Annotated in this window: 15 protein-coding genes and 1 pseudogene; 12 read left to right on the top strand and 4 right to left on the bottom strand. The window is 48.6% G+C overall.

Translation table 11 applies throughout. The annotated features are described in order from the left end of the window. The first annotated feature begins 8 nt into the window (after window positions 1-8). From BUB94_RS12730 to BUB94_RS12745, 4 genes are read left to right on the top strand one after another with little or no spacing between them, the layout of a single operon-like run. A complete protein-coding gene (locus tag BUB94_RS12730) occupies window positions 9-2,084 on the top strand; it encodes a hybrid sensor histidine kinase/response regulator (protein ID WP_073237649.1) in 2,076 nt (691 codons plus the stop codon). A gap of 21 nt (window positions 2,085-2,105) precedes the next feature. Continuing rightward, window positions 2,106-3,098 carry a YihY/virulence factor BrkB family protein gene (locus BUB94_RS12735; protein WP_073158391.1) on the top strand — a complete coding sequence of 331 codons (993 nt, stop codon included), beginning with the start codon at window positions 2,106-2,108 and terminating at the stop codon, window positions 3,096-3,098. Next, the gene (locus BUB94_RS12740) at window positions 3,095-3,694 is read left to right on the top strand and encodes a hypothetical protein (RefSeq protein WP_073158388.1); all 600 of its coding nucleotides are present in this window, start codon (window positions 3,095-3,097) and stop codon (window positions 3,692-3,694) included. Before BUB94_RS12735 ends, BUB94_RS12740 begins: the two co-directional genes overlap by 4 nt. Window positions 3,695-3,753: 59 nt before the next feature. After that, the gene (locus BUB94_RS12745) at window positions 3,754-6,138 is read left to right on the top strand and encodes an excinuclease ABC subunit UvrA (RefSeq protein ID WP_254793734.1); all 2,385 of its coding nucleotides are present in this window, start codon (window positions 3,754-3,756) and stop codon (window positions 6,136-6,138) included. Window positions 6,139-6,141: 3 nt separating this feature from the next. On the opposite strand, the gene BUB94_RS17225 is transcribed toward BUB94_RS12745, so the two are convergent. Further along, a complete protein-coding gene (locus BUB94_RS17225; RefSeq protein ID WP_073237654.1) occupies window positions 6,142-8,337 on the bottom strand; it encodes a fibrobacter succinogenes major paralogous domain-containing protein in 2,196 nt (731 codons plus the stop codon). A gap of 54 nt (window positions 8,338-8,391) precedes the next feature. Further along, entirely contained in the window at window positions 8,392-9,567 is a 1,176-nt protein-coding gene (locus BUB94_RS12755; protein WP_073237696.1) for a mechanosensitive ion channel family protein, read from the bottom strand. A gap of 79 nt (window positions 9,568-9,646) precedes the next feature. On the opposite strand from BUB94_RS12755, the gene BUB94_RS12760 reads away from it, so the two are divergent. Further along, complete coding sequence (locus BUB94_RS12760; protein WP_073237657.1) at window positions 9,647-10,990, top strand: CobW family GTP-binding protein; 1,344 nt, start codon at window positions 9,647-9,649, stop codon at window positions 10,988-10,990. A 63-nt stretch (window positions 10,991-11,053) separates the two neighbouring features. Here the strand turns inward: BUB94_RS12760 and BUB94_RS16510 are convergent, their stop codons facing one another. Further along, entirely contained in the window at window positions 11,054-12,079 is a 1,026-nt protein-coding gene (locus BUB94_RS16510) for a hypothetical protein (RefSeq protein ID WP_146498113.1), read from the bottom strand. A gap of 132 nt (window positions 12,080-12,211) precedes the next feature. Here BUB94_RS16510 and BUB94_RS17515 point away from each other — a divergent pair. The 6 genes and pseudogenes from BUB94_RS17515 to BUB94_RS12795 form a co-directional block, all read left to right on the top strand. Beyond that, window positions 12,212-12,349: pseudogene (locus BUB94_RS17515) on the top strand (transposase); the annotation flags it as partial. Window positions 12,350-12,567: 218 nt separating this feature from the next. After that, on the top strand, window positions 12,568-13,056 hold the full coding sequence (locus BUB94_RS16520; RefSeq protein WP_139258279.1) for a hypothetical protein: 489 nt from the start codon (window positions 12,568-12,570) through the stop codon (window positions 13,054-13,056). Between the two features lie 46 nt (window positions 13,057-13,102). Beyond that, the gene (locus BUB94_RS12780) at window positions 13,103-14,068 is read left to right on the top strand and encodes a hypothetical protein (RefSeq protein WP_073158362.1); all 966 of its coding nucleotides are present in this window, start codon (window positions 13,103-13,105) and stop codon (window positions 14,066-14,068) included. A gap of 186 nt (window positions 14,069-14,254) precedes the next feature. Continuing rightward, complete coding sequence (locus BUB94_RS12785) at window positions 14,255-16,528, top strand: aconitate hydratase (RefSeq protein WP_073237662.1); 2,274 nt, start codon at window positions 14,255-14,257, stop codon at window positions 16,526-16,528. A gap of 62 nt (window positions 16,529-16,590) precedes the next feature. Beyond that, a complete protein-coding gene (locus tag BUB94_RS12790; RefSeq protein WP_073237665.1) occupies window positions 16,591-17,109 on the top strand; it encodes a hypothetical protein in 519 nt (172 codons plus the stop codon). A 193-nt stretch (window positions 17,110-17,302) separates the two neighbouring features. Then, window positions 17,303-17,848 carry an LPP20 family lipoprotein gene (locus tag BUB94_RS12795; RefSeq protein WP_073237668.1) on the top strand — a complete coding sequence of 182 codons (546 nt, stop codon included), beginning with the start codon at window positions 17,303-17,305 and terminating at the stop codon, window positions 17,846-17,848. A gap of 86 nt (window positions 17,849-17,934) precedes the next feature. On the opposite strand, the gene BUB94_RS12800 is transcribed toward BUB94_RS12795, so the two are convergent. Continuing rightward, the gene (locus tag BUB94_RS12800; RefSeq protein ID WP_073237671.1) at window positions 17,935-19,254 is read right to left on the bottom strand and encodes a bifunctional folylpolyglutamate synthase/dihydrofolate synthase; all 1,320 of its coding nucleotides are present in this window, start codon (window positions 19,252-19,254) and stop codon (window positions 17,935-17,937) included. Between the two features lie 65 nt (window positions 19,255-19,319). Between BUB94_RS12800 and BUB94_RS12805 the strand changes: the two genes are divergently transcribed. Then, window positions 19,320-20,072: an endonuclease gene (locus BUB94_RS12805; RefSeq protein WP_073237676.1), complete on the top strand. Its 753-nt coding sequence runs from the start codon at window positions 19,320-19,322 to the stop codon at window positions 20,070-20,072. The last annotated feature ends 52 nt before the right edge of the window (window positions 20,073-20,124 follow it).

The following is a 20,124-nucleotide window of genomic DNA, read 5'->3' on the forward strand; positions in this document are numbered from 1 at the left end:
AGGAGTCCATGACACAACCATCTAACAAAAATTCAAGATCCGACAAGATTCATGTTTATCTGCCCCTAGTTTTCATTTGCGTTGTACTGGAATCGATATTCATCATTTCCACCTATTTCTCCGTAGAAAAACAAATCAAGACAGAAGCCAAGGCCCACGCAGAAGAGATTGTGGCCAGCATCCAGAGCGAGCTCAACAAGAGTTTTGAAACGACCAAGTTGTTGATTGACCTCCACAAAGTTTATGGGGACGTATTCCTTAAAGACTTTAACGAAATCTGCCTAGAACTGACCCGAGACAATCTGGCCATCGGCAGCATGTACTTTGCACCCAAGGGAATCATCAAGTATGCATTCCCCGACGAAGTGGATTCTGCTACGGCGAATTTCAATATGTTAGAAGATCCCGTTCAGGGATTAAAGTCACAAAAAGCCCTAGAAGACCGCAAGGCAACCATTGCCGGCCCCCACAACCTGATAGAAGGCGGCGAAGGCTTTATCCTACGAAATCCTGCCTTTATCAACGAAGAATTCATTGGATTTTCCATTGTCGTTCTGGACAAAGGTTTACTTCTGAACCAGATATCAAACAATCTCCATTTTTCTAATTACAATTTTGCCGTATGGAAGGAACCGGACTCCACTGCAGTTCTAGATAAAAATGGATTTATCCTGACCAATTTCAACAACGGAAAGATTGGTAAGGATGTTCAGCTATCATTTGACATTCTTAACGATACCTGGCACATTACCTTGGAACCTATAGGTGGTTGGAACACCCTAAAGGCAATGAGGGGATCCCTTCTCACATCGTTCCTGATTTTAGCAACACTACTTTTCCTGTTATACATGCATTCCCTTGCAGCAGTCCGCAAAAGAGAACTGCAGATGCAGATTTTTGCTAACAAGGCAAAAAGCAGCTTCCTCTTTAGCATGAGCCACGACATTCGTACACCCATGAACGCCATCATCGGCTTTGCCAACCTGATGCAAAAGAATTTAGGCAATCCAGAAAAAATCGCAGACTATCTAAACAAGCTTCAGGCCTCCAGCAAATTTCTCCTTTCCCTAATCAACAATGTTCTTGAAATGGCCCGCATCGAAAGCGGTAAGATGACTCTTGAAGAAGACATCATCTATGTAAAGAATTTCCAGAATGTTACCGATGCCGTATTCACCGATCTCGCACACGAAAAAGGGCTGGATTTTCGCAACGATTCTAACCTGATCAACGATTACGTCATCGGCGACGAAATGAAGATTAGGGAACTCGTGTTAAATATCGTAAGCAACGCCATCAAGTACACCCCTTCTGGCGGCTTTGTTCACCTATCCCTGACAGAATCTAAATGCGATCGACCCGGCTACACCATGTATACAGCCATCGCAGAAGATTCAGGCATCGGCATCAACAAGGATTACCTCCCCCACATCTTCGAGGAATTCTCTCGAGAAAAAAATTCCACTGAGAGCAAGATTAGCGGAAGTGGTCTTGGCATGCCCATTGTCAAGCGCCTGATCGATTTAATGAACGGCTCCATAGACATTCAGAGTAAAGTCGGCAAAGGAACGAAGATAACCATCGTTCTTTACCTGCGTCTCCCCACGGCCGAACAAATTTACGCCGCAAAACAGGTAAACGAGAACGCCAACGGGAAAGTCCACGAAGAATCAACCTCGGAATCCAAATCCTTCCAGGGGAAGCGAATTCTCCTCGTAGAAGATAACGACCTAAACGCAGAAATTGCAGAAGCACTCCTTGAAGAACTAGGATTCACCATAGAACGAGCAGCCGACGGGCAATCCTGTATCAAGATGATAGAGGCCCAGGATTACAATTATTATGACATAGTTCTCATGGACATTCAAATGCCGATTATGGATGGGTATGAAGCCACTCGACATATTAGGCAATTCAAGAATAAAAACAAGCGAAAAATTCCCATTGTGGCCATGACAGCAAACGCCTTTGACGAAGATCGTCAGAAAGCACTGAATATCGGTATGAATGGGCATGTCGCAAAACCAATCAACACCGCTGATTTGGTAAAGGCATTGACCAACGCACTTTCGGACAGGCAATAATTTTTTAAATTTGCCCCCACTATGCCCGAATGGTTTAAAAATTTTTCCTGGGAACGAATATTCGACGCATTGGCCGCCGTTTCTCCGACCCCTATAAAGATTGCAGTAATCGCTGGCAAGTCTTTCCTGTATTTCCATGGTCTTACCCGTGCAGCAGCCTTGACCTACACCAGTTTCTTGGCTGTGGTCCCCATGCTGATCCTGCTGACTTCCATAACTATTTCTGCCGGCTTTGGTAGTTTCTTCTCTGATTACCTCCCCCACCTCTTTGACATTCTTGATTTGGACTGGCCCACAGAACCCCTGGTAGCCATCGTGCAGAATGCAGAACACGTACCTATCGGTCGACTGGGCTTCATCGGCGCATTGGGTCTTTTCGTCACCTTCATTCTGTCTTTCGGAAGTCTGGAATCCAATTTTAACGTCGTTTGGGAAAACAAGACTTCTCGCCCCCTCCACAAGCAGATCCGTATCGCCATCCCCCTGTTGCTGGTATATGCAGGCATCATCGGCATTTACGCAGGTCTTGTAAACCAGCTGCAGGAAGCCCTTTCCCTGATCGTGGTAGATGGTTTGCATTTCCCGCCCTCTGTCATCAAGACCCTCATTAATGCATTCTGGTTCTCTTCTTTCCAGTTTGCTGTAATCTTGATGATTTTCATGGTATTGTACGCCTTGCCGGCCCGGCCCGCAGAAAAGCGATCCTACACCAAGAAGCAATTGATATTGACCTCTATCGGAGTATCCCTGCTGGCCTGGATCTGCATTATCGCCTATGTGAAGATTTTGGTGCTCATCCAGACCGCACTGGTCACAAGAATGTCTATTTTCTATGGGTCCTTAGCTTTTATTCCCCTGGTGCTTTTCCTCGTTTTCGGAATCTGGATTATCATCTTGTGCGGCAACAGTCTGGTATGGACCATTTGCAACTGGCCCGAAGCCGCAAACCGTACCTGGAACTGGGATGGAATTACAGCCGAAGGGCACGGACTTACAACGGAGGATCGTCTATGATTTTCAAGAAGATTTTGATTACGGGCCTTGCCCTCATGGGTCTGGCATCCACCGCCAACGCCGAACTGCAATCAGTCAAGTTCACCCCCGAAGAAAAGGTGAATGACGGTTGGAAGGCCTTCCTTGGCATCGGTGGAGGTAATTCCCTGGTTGCTGACGACGGTGCCATCTTCGCCAATCTGCGAATCGGTATCCAGTGGAACAACCTGCTGGCCTCCGGCCTTTTCGCCAACTTCCTCATCAGCGACATTCGCAATTATAATGTGCCCCAGAAGCAGATGTTGGACTACAATTCCTTTGGAGCCTTCATCGAACTGTTCCCGGTGCGCATCAATGAAGCATTCAGCATTTCCGTTCCCATCGAAGTGGGTGGCGGCGCCATCAATGTCATCGAAAATGGCGACAACAATTTTTCTTCCGAAGATTACTTCTTTGTAGCCGACATGGCCGTTCATTTCAACTACCGCGTTACCAAGATGCTGGAAGTTTCTGTGGGTGGCGGTTATCGCATGTTCAACGGCATCGAAGAAAACGGATTGGAAAATCTGGACTTCTGCACCCCCTTTGGCGAACTCCGCTTTACCATTAAGGAATAGGGTTCAGTACGTCTGACTTTATAACACTTCGTGGATGCAGACTCCACAACCTAAGGAATGTGGATGTCCAATTCCCCTTGGGGAAGATTACGGTTGTCTGTGGACCTTCGGGGTGTGGAAAGTCGACCCTGGTCCTTGATACATTACACGGAGAATCCAAGCGCAGGTATCTAGAAACCCTATCGCCCTACGCAGCCGAAATGCTGGGCGGTCGTAAGGTTATACCCCTTGACAGTGCTGACGGTCTGCCCGCTAGCCTTGCCATTGGCCCAAGCCACGGAGAAGCCAGCGCCAAGTCCTACGCCTTAAGCATTTCTGAATGCGACAGCAGTTTGCGAACTCTATTCGCAGCTTTCGCCAAACCGGCCTGCCCTGTTTGCGGCAAGCCCATGGAAAGCACTAGCCGCGAAGACATTATCCGCCAGGTTGCGAGCCTTCCCGAAGGAACCAAACTGCAATTTTTCGCCCGAATCGACACCGGTGCAAGTGAGGACGCCTCCGGTCGCAAACGTAGCGGCCAATCGCTAGACAAACTTTCAGCCGCTTTCCTGGCCCAGGGTTTTACCCGTGCCGTTGCTGACGACCAAGTCATTTCTCTAGCAGACCTAACAGACGATCAACGAGCAATCTGCCCCAGAGAATTCTTTATCGTTGTGGACAGAATCATAGTCCGTTCCAACACCCGCACGAGAATTGCCGAAGCCGTTGACGGAGTCCTTAAGCTAACTCACACCGAAGTTACACTAGATGAAAACGGCAATCGCCGAGTATTTAGCACAGTCCCCAGCTGTAAGGAACACGGTGCTGCGGACTTTCACGCCTTGGACGCCTCGGACTTCTCCCCCTACTGCAGAAGTTCCGTCTGCCCCACCTGTGGTGGAACCGGCACCTGCGAAAAAGACGGCAACATCGAAGATTGCACGGAATGTAAAGGTCTCCGTCTCAAGAAAGGTCTGCTCAACGCCACAGTTCAGGGAACCCGCTGGAGCGACTTGCTGACGACACCCTTCGCAAACATGGAAGAAAAAATCCACGCGGTTTTTGACGGTTCCATACAAGAAAGTAGGCAGGCAACTTTGTCCCGTCTTACGGCATCCCTGTCCGAACGAATTCAGGCCATCAACGAACTTGGCATCGGTTACTTGACTCCGGGCCGCGCAGGCACCACCCTTTCCGGAGGCGAAATCCAGCGTCTCCGTTTGGCAAGCCTTTCTACAGGTCATTTAAACAATTTGCTGATTGCGCTAGATGAACCGGCAAGTGGTCTCCACAAAAACGACGTGGAAGCCCTCTGGAACGTCCTTAAAAAAGTGCAGGCCCGCGGGAATACTCTAGTCCTTATAGAACACAATCCAGCCATTATCGAGAAAGCTGACTGGATAATAGAAATGGGACCGGGCGCAGGAGAAAAAGGCGGAGAAGTGCTGCACATGGGATCCGCCGCAGAGATTTTGAACAACCCCGTCTCCCCCACCGGAAACTGGATTAAGTATTTGAAAGGCACGAGGCGCGAGACTGAACGTCATTCTGAGCCGAAGGCGATATATGAAACTAGGGACTTTAGTCCCCTAGTTGAATTAGGTTCGAAGGAGCAGAATCCAGGAGCATCCATTCTCGTTCGCGATTTTGCCCTCTTCGATATAAAATCCGTTTCGGCAGATTTCCCTTTAAAGAAGTTCAGCGTGATCACAGGCCAGAGCGGTAGCGGTAAGTCTACCCTCATGTTCAAGAATCTGGCACCTCGCGCAGAAGCCGGCGAATTCGCCCCCTTGGGAATCGATGCCCTATCCATACTTTCTACAGGCGATTTTCATGGAAACCGTCGCAGTACGGTATTAAGCGCCACCAACATGAGCAACCTTTTGCGGGACCTTTTCGCAAAAATGCCCGAAAGCAAAGTCCGTGGTTACAACGCCGCCAAATTCGCCACCCACGCTGCTGGCGGACGCTGCGAAAACTGTAAGGGAGAAGGCGTCATCCTGGACCCCTCCGGCTATGAAGAAAACGAATGCCCCGTTTGTCTGGGCAGACGTTTCAAGGATGAAGTCCTAGACATCCGTTTCAAGAGCAAATCCATCGCCGACATTCTGGATATGGAAATCGGGAACGCCTACAAGCTTTTCTACGACATGAAGCCTTTCGCCGATAAGTTGAAACCTCTTGTAGATACAGGCCTCGACTACATCCGTCTGGGGCAAAGCACGGCCCACATGTCCGGTGGCGAACGAGCCCGCTTACGACTTTCCATCGCTCTCGCCCGTGCGAAAGCACCTAACACTCTTTTCCTGTTTGATGAGCCCGCCCGCGGTCTCCATCAGGTCGATATCAATCACCTGCTAGAGCTGATCCGCGGCCTCACGGAAGCGGGCCACACCGTAGTGGCCATCGAACACGCCCAGGATTTTGTAAACGCCGCCGACTACGTGGTGGAATTGAGCAGATAGAAACTAGTCTTGGAGACAACGAACCGACTTTGCGTTGTTCTTGTTGCTGTAGTTGAGTATCGCACTCTCCTCAGCGGAGTCCAGGTCCAAGAAGAAGGCGTTGTTACTATAGTCCTCACCCGACGACCAGAAGTTAGCGTCGTAACCGATATAGTCGAATTCACCGGCGATTTCTCTGCCGCCACCGGGGAGCGCAGAGAAACCATAGGTATCCGTTCCGTTGCCTCCAAATTTCCAACCGGACTTGTACTTCAAGAACTCGCCCGCAGTAGATGAACTGACCTTACTGGTATGTCCATATCCGAATGACGGATCAATGTAATTGATCAATGTTTCAAATTCCCTATAGCTCGGCAAGTGCCAGCCCTGGGGGCAAACACCGCGAACCGGAGTTGTTGGATTAAGGGAAACTCCGCAGGTTTTGCCATAAGTACAGGCAGCTTCATCCATGGCAACTTCCCAAGTATACAGACGACCGTATGTTGTACAATTTGCAGCAATTTCTTCAGCAGTCAAATTTTTATTACTGGAATAATCGTAGCCTCCGTCACCGTAACAGCCGCTCCATGCGTAGGAGCCCATACTAGAGACATCGCCCGGGTTATAGTTCAAGTTCTCCGCCATCCAGGTCTGGGTTCCGATGGTTATTGTCTTGTAATTTTGACCGTCGCGAGAATCAGTTAACGATCCATATTCAACGCTGGAGGAAGAGGAAGTTTCGCTCCCCTCGCTAGAGTCCCTGAGACAACGAACGTAAGCACCGGAGTTCAGCTTATTGAGCCATGCGTCGGGCACGTCGTCGATGTTGTAGTTGAAGAACCAACCGTACGCATAGTTTCTATAGAGTTCAGTAGAACTCCAGAAGATTGTGCTTTCGCCTTCGTCGTAGGAATGTTCATCATCGCCGCGATAGCCTGCCGGCAGAACCGCGAAGTCGAAGGAATCGGTACCATTGCCACCACTAAACCAACCACTGGTAGATTTCAGTGACCTACCGGCAGAACTGATTCCACCTACGGCAGTCCACAGAGTATCCCATTCCGTGTAACTTGGTAAGTGCCAACCTGTAGGGCAAGCATCCATAGCAGCAGACCATTCATATAAACGGCCATACTTAGAACAATTTCTTGTTTCACTTTCATAGCAGTAACTTTTGTTTGTATTGTAGTTCAAGTTCTCCGCCATCCAGGTCTGTGTACCGATGGAAACGGTCTTGTAAGTTCGACCGTCGCGAGAATCGTTTAACGAACCATATTTGACGCTGGAGGAAGAGTTCGTCGGCTTCGCCTGCGAGCTCGACGAGGAGGCTCCGCCCCCCTCGTCGGAATCCCTGAGACAACGTACGGAATAACCTTCGTACTTTTCGACGCGGATACGGGCCACGTCGCCGTAGTCGCAGTGGAATGTCCAAGAGTACGCGGAGTAGCTCTTGTACTCACCAGAACTCCAGAAGTCAGCGATGCCTTCCTCTCTCATGAAATCGCCATCATCGATGCCGCGGAGGCCCGCCGGAAGAACAGTGAAACCGAAGGAATCAGTACCGTTACCTTTATAGCCCCAGCCGCTGGTAGATTTTAGTTTTGCTGCGGCAATCCTGGTTCCACCTACCACAGTCCACAGAGTATTCCATTCAGCATCGTTGGGCACATGCCAGCCTTCGGGACAAATACCGCGGTGGGGGCTGTTGGGGGTGCAGGTCTTGCCATAGCCACACTTGGTTCCTGCATTTACATTAAACTGGGCAGCACTATCCATCACGGCACTCCAGGTATAAAGGCGACCGTACTTGTCGCAGTTGGAAGCCTTGTTTTCGTAGCACCAGCTGGTGGAATCGGAAGTGTAACCTTCGTAGTTGAACTTCACGCCAGTGTATGCGTAGTTCAGGTTCTCGGCCATCCAGATCTGGGTGCCGATGGTGACTGTCTTGTAAACTTGACCGTCGCGTTCATCAGTAAACTCGCCGTAGTCAATGTCAGGGTTCAGGTAGGACCAATTCGCCTTGGAGCTGCTGGATCCTTCGCTATCGCTCAGGATGACACTAGAGGAGGAGCTCAGGATGACACTGGAGGAAGAAGAGTCGTCATCATTAGCCGGTCCGTTTGAAGATTCGCCGTCGCCACAGGCGGCAAGACCCAAAGCCAGTGCAAAGGCGCCAACAGCAACCGAGCAAAATCCAAGATGCTCATTCATATTTTTCATAGATTCCTCAAACCACCCGTTTTTCAAGATTTATTCTACAAACAAATCCATAAATTACTTTCTCAAATACCCTGCGTATTGGAACAAACTAAGTCCAAATTCAGGCAGCACCGCAATCAGGTGGTCAAATATGTCAGACTGGATTCCTTCGTAGGCCACCCACTGGGTAACATTAGCGAAGGCATAAATTTCCAGAGGCAGACCTTCGGGAGTTGGAGCCATCTGGCGAGTCATCAAAGTCATGTCCTGCGCCACATTTTTTAGAGAACGTAAGTACGCCGTACAATAGGCGCGGAAAGTTCCGATGTTAGTCATGTGACGACTATTCACCATGTCTAATTCTGTAGGCACGGCATTTTCCCCATACTTGGCGGTAAATTCCGAAGCCAACTCTACGCGCTTTTCATCCATGTAGGGTTTCAAGATTTCAATCTTTGACAATCGTTCGATTTCTTCTTCAGTCAAAAAGCGGATACTCTGCTGATCAATGAAAAGTGAACGCTTGATTCGGCGACCACCGGATTCTTCCATTCCGCGCCAGTTCTTGAAACTGTTGGTAATGAGGTCATAAGCAGGAATTACCGAAATGGTCTTGTCCCAGTTTCTGATTTTCACAGAGGTAAGAGTAATGTCGATGACTGTACCATCAGTATGGTGACGTTCAATCTCAATCCAATCCCCTTTGCGGAGCAAGTCAGACAAATTAATCTGGATACCCGAAACTACGCCCAGAATGGAATCCCTAAAGATCAACATCAAGATGGTTGCGGCGGCACCCATGGCGGAGAGTATGAATACGGGGCTCTTGCCAATAACCTGCGATATGACAACAATGGCACAAACGCAGAACAAAATCAGTTTAACCGCCTGGAATGTTCCGTGGAAAGATTTGTTCTTTCGTCTTTGGTTCTGGTCGTTCAAGGTTTCGACCACATCAAAGAAGGAGCTTCCCGCCGCAAAGGCAATCAGGGCAAACCATACTGCAGAAACACGGGTACAAATATCGTACACAAGGGACTGCTGCTCCACAAAGCGGGCAAAGGCTGCGCTAAAAATTGTTGCGGGAACAAGCTGCAAAGCCCTAGAAAAGAACCGTTTTTCTACAAGGAGATCGTCAAACTTGTTGGGAGTCTTTTCTGCAATTTTTCGGGCAATAGGATTCACCACGAACATGCAGAGTAGAAGAACAACGAGAACTATGCTTAAAAAGATTACAAAATTCAAGCTCATAGCCCTAAAATACAAAAATGAAAACAGCCTAAACGGTATGCTCTAGCCTGGAAAAGAATAAATTGCTAGATTTTCGGCTATGAAAAAGTCAGTACCTATTACAGTGCTCACCGGTTACTTAGGAGCCGGAAAAACTACTCTTCTCAATTACGTTCTTAACAACCAGCAAGGCTATCACGTCGCCGTTATCGTTAACGACATTGGTGAAGTGAATATCGACCAGACCCTGATTGAAAAGGGCGGAAACATCACTAAGGCCGACGACGGCACCGTGGTTCCCCTTTCCAATGGCTGCATCTGCTGTTCCCTGAAGCAGGACATGCTGGAACAGATTGCCGAAATTCTCGAAACCGGCAAGTTCGACTACATTCTTATTGAAGCAAGCGGTATTTGCGAACCGGTACCTATCGCACAGACCATCTGCATGGCCGGCATGCAGCTCCAGAGCACCAAGGGCGAACCTCTCCCCTGCCACCTGGACAACGTGGTTTCCGTGGTTGACGTCTGCCGTCTGGCCGACGAATTTGGCGGTGGCCAGAAGCTTCTCCAGAAGGATCTTGAAGAAACCGACATCGCAAACCTTCTGATCCAGCAGATCGAATTCTGCAATACCATCATCATGAACAAGGTGGATCAGCTTTCCAAGAACGATCTCGAAAAGGTGAAGGCCGTGGTTCGAGCTCTCCAGCCCGAAGCCAAGATGATCGAGACCAACTTCGGTAAGGTTGAAATGTCCGACATTCTGGACACCAAGCAGTTTGACTTTGAAAAGGTGGCAAATTCTGCTGCCTGGGCTAAGGAACTGGGTAAGTCCGTAGACGAAGAAGACATCGACGAAGACGATGACGATCACGAAGATCATCACCATCACGACCACGACGAAGACCATAGCGACTGCGACCATGAACATGGCGTCTGCCATCACCACCATGATGATGACGATGATGACGAACATGAACATCATCATGACCATGACGAAGACCACAGCCACTGCGACCACGAACATGGTGTTTGCCACTGCGGCCATCACCACGACAAGGATCATCCCCATGGCGATGAATACGGCATTTCTACCTTCGTGTATGAACGCCGTCGTCCGCTGATCCGCGAACGTTTCGAAGTGTTCCTGGACAATTATCCCAACAGCATCATCCGCACCAAGGGTCTCCTGTGGTTCGAAGACGAAAGGGATACCAGCTACCTGTTTGAACAAGCCGGCAAACAAGCCTCTGCCCAGAATTTCGGCCCCTGGTTCGCCTCTGAACCCGAAGCCGAACAGAAACGAATCCTCAAGGAAAATCCGGACCTGTTGAAGGTCTGGGACGAAAAGTACGGCGACCGCATTGTCCGCCTGGTCTTCATCGGCCAGCACATGGAAAAGAAGAAGGTCATCGCCGCCATGGACGCTTGTCTCGGCGAATAATCTCGCAAAACCAATCCATTAAAAAATCCGGTTTCGTTCGTCGCGAAATCGGATTTTCATTTTTTAAAGTTTCGGTGGATTACCCCAAATTCTCACGCCGTTGCGATACACCGCTATAAACGGATTTATAGGAACATCAGCAACGTCTCCATAATCCTTATCTTCTTGCGGCATTCCCACATAATCAATTCCATCTACATCAGCAGAATGGGGCATCCACGACCAGTCCTTTTCATTGGGAATCAAGAAACGTTTCTTTGCAGGTTGTCTAAACGTTTCACACCAATCATTCGCATAAATACCATAAGAAAAACCAACATCAAGTCTCATCGAAGATTTCGAATTTATCACCGCAGAAGCTAAAGGTACTGTTATGACCCAAACGGACTCTCCTGTTACAGGATCATAAGAATTCGTTAAAGGAAGAGGAACAACTTCACGCATCGCACCTCTCATAGAAGCATCTGCATATTCGCCATTCTTTCCTAAGCAAGGTTGATTAAATCCGTTTTCATCATAGGCTTGGCAAATATCAGCATCTACAAGCAAAGGGCATGAACCAATTTTATCGTCAACACCCGCTACAACTTTAATCTCTTCAGGTTTTGCTTTTGCATACAATCTCAACTCAACACTATCCAATATAAATTCTTCATTATTTACAATTCTTAACTGAAGAAAATCAAGACCACCAAATTCATATTGATAGGAACGGACTTCCATATCATAAAGTTTTTCCGCAACAAGTTCCCCAGACGAAGAGGAAACTACGTCATTTGAACTAGAACTATAATCCTGTAAAGAAATTTCAGATGATGATGACGTTCCAATCGTCTCCGGAATTGAATCGGTAGAAGATTCGATCTTACTTTTTTCTGAGGAAGACGATTCCGCCTCATTTAATTCGGAAGAAGATTCAGCTTCAATTTGCCCGGAAGAACCAGTATTTTGTTTATGCGAAGATGAAGAAAGCTCTTCGACAATCACATTTTCATTGGCATCGAGATTGACGTCCGAGCAGCCGGTCAAAAAAGCCAGTCCACAAAGGGCAGCACTCAAGGTACGTTTACTTTTAAACAAACAGTTCATTTGCAAAATCCTTCATCCTTTATCATACCAATCTAGCTTAATTATTGTTATTAGTGTCCGGTAAAAAATATAGCCAAAAATAAAAATGGCAGGCTCCTCAGACGAAGAACCCGCCTCAACGGGCTGCCCGGATGGCTGGGACGGCTCAAAATCATCGATTCCACAACGGTGACGCTGTTCTCCAACCTGGTTTTCAGGGGTGTCGGCAGGGACCCGAAAATTGGAAAGAAGAAAGGCGGTATAAAGGTCCATACAGTCATCATCGCGAACCTTCTCCTGACCCTTGTGCAGCGCAGCCTTGAACGGTACTGGGAACGCATGCTGCAGCATCCACCTTGCACATCGTAGCACCCAAATTTCTAGGGAGGGGGCTTGCAACGGCAAAATAAAAGTCTAGACCGCGTAAAATCTGGAGTCTAGACGTTTTGAAAATTTTCTCCGTACACTAATAAAATATTATATTTCCCGTACGTATGGAGGATACGACTGTGATTTTCAAAGCAAATTTTTCTTGTTTAGGAATATTCATTATTTCCTTAATCTGTGCCTGTTCAGATAATTCAAGCGGACCGTCTACCGAAAGTTGGGTATCCAATCCAGCAAATGCAGGCGAAGAGGTTTATTCAAACAAGAACGGAGACCGACTTAACGGCATTGAATGCAGCATTTACGCAAGCGAAAATGCTGTATACGAAGTTTCAACAACAAATTCTTCGGGTTTTCATGTAACAACGACTGTCCAAACGATAATAAAGTACCCAACAGCCAGTACCACTGTTTACGTTGAAGCGGATCCATCCTCAGAAGACGTCATGGAGGCACTTTGTTTATCCGTCAAAAAGGATAACCAAGATGCAGACATTGAATGCACCAGGAACTACGTAAAGCTAAACAATAGCGGAGCAGTCAATGGACCTTTTAAAGATATTTTTGATTACGTAATTCAAAACGCAATCAGCCGTTGTTCCAACATATAAAAAGATATTTCATACTAAATTTTTTCGAAAAAACAATGGGGGTTCTATGAAAATGAATAAGCGTCCTTTTTTCCTTGGTGCACTGTCCTTGGGAGCAATTCTATGCGCCTGCACATCAGAAAATTCTTCCAACGCAACAGCTTCTTCTGTTACCGAGGAAAACTGGTTCAAGGATCCTGCCAGCACAGGCAGGGAAGTGTACACAAGCTCCAATCAGAAGGGCGATAAAAGTTACAGCTGTTCCATCTACGCTACAGAAAATACTTTTACAGTTGTTTCAAGGACTAGCCAACCCAGAGAAACAACAACCTCAACCGGCCACTCCACCTACACCCCAGGCTATCTTGAAACCACCTCTTATACAGAGTCTTCATTAGCATCTTCGCCAACTATGAAATCACTGTGCGAACAAGCCAAGACCATGTATGAAGCCATGATTAAATCTGGAAAGGCAAATATTGATTGCGAAGACAACCATGTCCAGATCTACTCCAGTGCAAATACATCCATGGATATGAATCAAATTATTCAAGTCCAGATTAGCCTTTGCAAAGCGGGGGAGCAGGAGTTCTTGGCAGGTTCCAGCACAAGCGATACTGTCACAAATGACGTGCCAGTAACAAACGATCCTCTGCCAGAAACATCACCGAATGGTGGAAATTCAACGACTCAGGAAAATTCCATTTCCTGTCAAATATCGCCCAGCGACCCCTATACTATGCAAATTGTCACTGCAGACGGCCGGTCGGAAACTTCATATATGACGATAAACAGTAATGGAGCATCCATAACCGACACCTATACCGGCATTGACGCAGAAACATTTACAAAAATCTGCCAGAAAGTCCAGGAAGAATTCAACGCTCAATGCGAAGACTATACAATTTACATAACCGATCCAGAAATGACTCCGGACCTGCTTTCTCCCTCAACCATCGTTGAAATGATGGAACAGGACTGCATCGATTTGTTGAGTGGAGCCATCACGTTTGATGAATACATCCTGGACTAAAGTTTCGTGAGCAGGCTTGGCATAAATTTTGCAAGATTTTTCTAGATTTTTAGCCGAAAAATCTAAACACAAAACCACCATAGCAGTGAGTTATGAGTAGTGAGTGATGAGTTTAAGTTAGGCGCCCTCGGTGCGACTATTTAGCTCACACCTCAAGACTCGTAGCTGATAGCTTCAGGAGACACTATGCTTTTCAATTTCGACATGATCCAGAAGGTCTATGCCAAGATGCCAGCCCGCGTTGACGGCGCCCGCAAGCTCCTTGGCCGCCCCCTCACCCTTGCAGAAAAGATTCTCTACACCCATTTGATCGACGGTGCAGAATCCAAGCAGTATGTTCGTGGTACTGATTTTGCCGAATTTAACCCGGACCGCGTTGCCATGCAGGACGCAACCGCCCAGATGGCACTCCTCCAGTTTACAACTGCTGGAAAATCCAAGGTCGCTGTTCCAAGTTCTGTACATTGCGACCACTTGATCATCGCCAAGGAAGGTGTAGAAGTCGACCTTCCCAAGGCAAAGCAGGACAGCAAGGAAGTGTATGACTTCCTCCAGTCCGTTTCCGCAAAGTACGGCATCGACTGCTGGCTTCCGGGCGCAGGCATCATTCACCAGGTGGTTCTCGAAAACTACGCATTCCCCGGTGGCATGATGATCGGTACCGACTCCCACACTGTGAACGCAGGCGGTCTCGGCATGCTGGCTATCGGTGTTGGCGGTGCTGACGCTGTGGATGCCATGGTTGGCCTCCCCTGGGAATTGAAGTACCCGAAGATGATCGGTGTGAAGCTCACCGGTAAGCTCCAGGGCTTCGCCACCGCTAAGGACATCATCCTGAAGCTCGCTGGCATCCTCACCGTTAAGGGCGGCACCAACGCTATTATCGAATACTTCGGCGAAGGCGCTCGTAGCCTCTCCGCTACCGGCAAGGCAACCATCGCCAACATGGGTGCAGAAGTGGGCGCTACCTGCTCCACCTTCAGCTACGATGATTCCATGAGCCGTTACCTCAAGGTCACCGGCCGTGCAGAAGTTGCCGAAGCCGCCGACAAGATCGCTTCTTACCTCCAGGCTGACCCGGAAGTTGAAGCCGAACCGGAAAAGTACTTCGACCGCGTTGTGGAAATCGACCTTTCCACTCTCGTTCCCCACTACAACGGTCCCTTCAGCCCGGACCGCGCATTCGCTGTTACCGACATGGCCGAATCCATCAAGGCTACGGTCGCCAAGCCGGAATCTACCCCGGTGGTTTCCGCAGCCCTCATCGGTTCCTGCACCAACTCCAGCTACGAAGACCTCTTCATGGCTGCAAGCATGATCAAGCAGGCTCTCGCCAAAGGTCTCGGCCCCAAGTGCCCGCTCATCATCAACCCGGGTTCCGAACAGGTCCGCTACACCGCTGAACGCGACGGCCTCATCGACTTGTTCAAGCAGTTTGGCGCAACCATCATGACCAACGCCTGCGGTCCTTGCATTGGCCGTTGGGACCGTGCCGGTGCCGACAAGAAGGAACTGAACACCATCGTTCACTCCTTCAACCGTAACTTTGCAAAGCGCGCCGATGGCAACCCGAATACTCATGCATTCGTGGCTTCCCCGCTGATGGCTGTGATCGCCGCCCTCTCTGGCGACATCCGCTTCAACCCCATGACCGACACTCTCACCAACATGGAAGGCAAGGCTGTTAAGCTGGATCCTCCTGAAAAGTGCGAACTCCCGGTCAACGGCTTCGAAGTGAAGGACGCAGGCTTCCAGGCTCCGGCAGAAGATGGTTCCTCCATCACCGTGACCATCAATCCGGAAAGCAAGCGTCTCCAGGCTCTGGCTCCGTTTGCAGCATGGGATGGCAAGGACATCATGGGTGCTCCGATCCTGATCAAGGCCAAGGGCAAGTGCACCACCGACCACATTTCCATGGCTGGTCCGTGGCTCAACTACCGCGGTCACCTGGAAAACATTTCCAACAACATGCTCATCGGTGCTGTAAACGCATTCAACGGCGAAACCAACAAGGTTCTCTGCCAGTGCGGCGAATACAAGGAAGTTCCGGAACTTGCCAAGGTTTACAAGTCCAAGGGTACCGGCTCCATCGTTATCGGTGACGAAAACTACGGTGAAGGCTCCAGCCGCGAACACGCCGCTATGGAACCCCGCTTCCTGGGCGTCAAGGCCGTGATCGTGAAGAGCTTCGCCCGTATTCACGAAACCAACCTGAAGAAGCAGGGCATGCTGGCTCTCACCTTCGCAAATCCTGCCGACTACGACAAGATTCAGGAACAGGACGTGTTCGACATTATCGGTCTTACCGAATTTGCTCCGGGCAAGCCTCTGACCCTCGCTATCCACCACAAGGATGGCAGCTGCGAAAACATCACTTTGAACCACACCTACAACGAGACTCAGTGGGCATGGTTCAAGGCAGGCTCCGCCCTGAACTTGATCAAGCTGAACAACAAGTAAGCCGAGCGCAGCGCGGTGCTCCCGTGCGTCCATAAAAATTCAAGAGTCATTTCCTTAGGGAAATGGCTCTTATTTTTTTACAAATCAGCATTACTTTACTTATATATATTAATGAAGATAAGCAACCCTTTCTACAGTTTCTATGCAATCTTTTTTGCATTGGCGATGTTAAATGCTCCCCCCTCGAAAAAGACATCAACTGCTACCGATACAAAGCCGAAGCCTACATTGTTATTGAGACTTCCATCCCAGAACAGGTGGAGGACACAGTCACACATCACCCTGCCGGTTTCAAATGCTTTAAAGACAGTTTAACTTGCGAAAAATCCTTAACATTCCCTGCCCCCCAAAGAAAATGGAATCTATTCTTTAGAGAACGCCCAAAAAATTCTTCCCAATTTTACGGGCAGCGTTTCCGCGGAAGTCAAAGCGAAACCAATTGCAACACAAGCAAAACAAAACGCACCGAGCAGGAATTTGATGTTCTGCTTATGGGCTTCTGCGAAAAAAACGATCCCGGTAGCCCACTACTGCGTACACGAAGGAAAAAAGCCTGCCCTACAACGGACCGAAGTTTTTGAATGGATTACTGTAAAAGTAAATAACCCACTTAAAAGGCCTAAATACGTCAAAAAAGCCCAAAAAGAACGTGCAGAACCACATCTTTGCAGTTTTTTTGGGCCATATCTTGACCGAATAATTTAATTATCATATTTTTGTTACAAAGTTTGACATTGCAGTCAAAAACCACGTTTTTGCAAGGAGATTATTAAAATGAAAAAGTTTTTTGTCGCCGCATTGTCTGTTGCAGCTCTTTTGATTGGTTGTTCCAGCACTCCCCAGCAGAAAGCAGCAAGCGCCATGACCGAAATGCAGAACCTCAAGACCAAGTACATCAAGTCTGAACACAGGATTGCTGGCCTCGGTAAGGGCGTTTCCTCTGACGAACAGGTTGCATACGAAAAGGCAGACCAGAATGCCCGCGTTGACCTGGCTCGCGCTGTGGACATTCAGGTCAAGGCAATCACCAAGAACTTCAAGGAACAAGTTGACGTCGAAGGAAAGGAAGCCCTGGTGGAACACTTCCAGACCACTTCCAAGACCAAGATCGACACCCACCTGAACGGCGCTACCTTTACCGATGTGAAGGTTGAAGTTTCCGAAGACGGTAAGTTCAACGTATATGGCGTGATGGTCCTGGACGTAAACCTGGTTGACGAACTGATTGCTTCCATGAAGGAACGTAACGACAAGCTGGATGAAGCCACTGTGCAGAAGGTTCGCGCCCTGGCAGAAAAGTCCTACGCAGAACTGGACTAATCCTTTAGGTTTAAAAGTCTAAATTCAAAAGCCTTGCAGTTTATCTGCAAGGCTTTTTTCATAGGCTTACCTAAATAATAAAAGAATTAACGATGCTCGTTGGTCGTAGGTTCAAGACCGCGGAAGAACGCCAGGCCATCACAGTCATTCTTTAGTGCCTGCACACATTCGCCAATCATGTAGAGACTCCCCGTAATCAGCACGGGAGCCGCATCATCAGCAGAAGCAGCAGCGCTCACCTGATCCAGGAACTCACGAGAAAGTAAGCCCTCACTGGCCACATTCAAACCGAGCCCGGCAAGAAGTTCACGCAGGTCATCCAGTTCTCTAAACCTAGGATAAGGTGTCTTGGTAATATGCCAATGACTTACATGGGGTGCCATCAGCTTCAGCATTTCACCAACATCCTTGTCTTTCAGGGCTCCAAAAACACAATGGAACTTCTGCCCCGGATAATACTGCGACAGCGTTTCCACCAGGCGTTTAACGGCATGGGAATTGTGAGCTCCATCCAAGATGAAACGCACCTGGCCATTTGAGTCTGACAGGGTCTGCATACGACCAGCCCAGCTGCGGGTCGCCAAGGTTCGTACCGCCAGAGCATCATCAAAAGCCATGCGTCCAGCCATTGAATTGCAGAACATCTTCGCCGCCATCATCGACAGGCTGGCATTTTCCACATAATGACGTCCAAGATTCGGAAGCACAATGTCTCCACGGATTTCAGGCACGGCTAAAGTGGCACCACGATTTTCGGCAAATAGACGAGCCTCTGCCAAAAGTTCCTGCGACAAGCCTCCAACTACAAATGTCTTTCCGGGAAGGTCGCCCTCCCCCAGCACAGCCATCTTTTCTTTCAAGATTGCCGATTCCGTTGTCCCGAGAACCTCCGTATGTTCTAGACCGATGCTGGTCACCACGGCAATATCGCCCTCGGCAACGGCAGTGCTATCCAGTCGACCGCCCATACCCGCTTCCAGAACAACAACATCTATTTTCTGTTCCGCATAATAGAGGAATGCCACAAGCGTAAGCACTTCAAAGAAGGTGGGTTCGATTACCACTTCCGCGGCACCGGCGTTAATGGACTCTGCAGCAGACTTTACCTTCAGAAGCAGGCGATCCAGATCTTCGGCACCAATGGGCAAATCGTTTACGCGAATACGCTCCTGCAAACTCACCAAATGAGGGCTGGTATACAAGCCCGTTCTATAGCCATGGGCCTGAAGGATTCCCGCCAGATAGAAACTGGTAGAGCCCTTGCCGTTAGTACCCACCACATGGATGGTCTTAAACTTTTCCTGAGGGTTGCCTAAGGCCTCGCAAAGTCTACGAGTCGATTCGAGCCCCGGCATCATCCCGAACATCAGTCGGGAATTCAAGTATTCCATACCTGCGTTTTGCATGCGCCAAATTTAAAAATTAATGTACCTTTATAGCACATCCATTTTTTATATCGAGTATTCTTTATATGTCCAGAAAAAAAGCGGGAGCACGCCAATTTTTTACGTTTATACTGCTGGCCGTAATTTGCGGTCTAGCCATAATTGCCCAGGCCAAGGTCGATCCGGAGGCCAAACCCAGGCATTATAATTACCGCGAAGCAGGCAAGCAGATGCGCCGCATCTATTATGGGGAACTGCAGGAAACCCTGTACTGCGGCTGTCGATACCTAGACAAGAAAACCGTAGACTTTTCCTCCTGCGATTTCGAGCCCCGCCACAACCCCAACCGCAAAAGCCTGAAACGCGCCCACTCCATCGAATGGGAACACATCGTGACCGCCCACAACATGGGCCACTTTCTCCCCTGCTGGAAAGATGGGGGCCGCAAGAACTGCAGCGCCAATGATTCCACATTCAAGATCATGGAAGGGGACCTTCATAACCTCTACCCGGCCATCGGCGAAGTGAACGGGGACCGCAACAACTTCATGTACAGCCAGTGGACCAACAATCCCGAACCCATGTACGGCAAGTGCAAGACCATCGTCGACTTCAAGGAGAAAAAAGCCCAGCCTAGAGAGGAAGCGAGAGGCATTATTGCACGAGTCAGTTTCTACATGGAAAAGACTTATGGGATTAATTTGTCTAAACAAGACCGCAAACTTTTTGAAGCCTGGGACAAAATGTACCCAGTCACAGAAAAAGAATGCGAAAGAGACCGTCGAATCTTCAAAGTCCAGGGCGACCACAACCCATTCGTCTACGAAAAATGCCGGTAAAGCCTAAACATTGTATGTTTTTGGTAAGAAACACTCCATTTTGAGCCTTCCT

It is taken from the genome of Fibrobacter sp. UWH9, from assembly GCF_900129715.1.
Taxonomy (GTDB): Bacteria; Fibrobacterota; Fibrobacteria; order Fibrobacterales; family Fibrobacteraceae; genus Fibrobacter.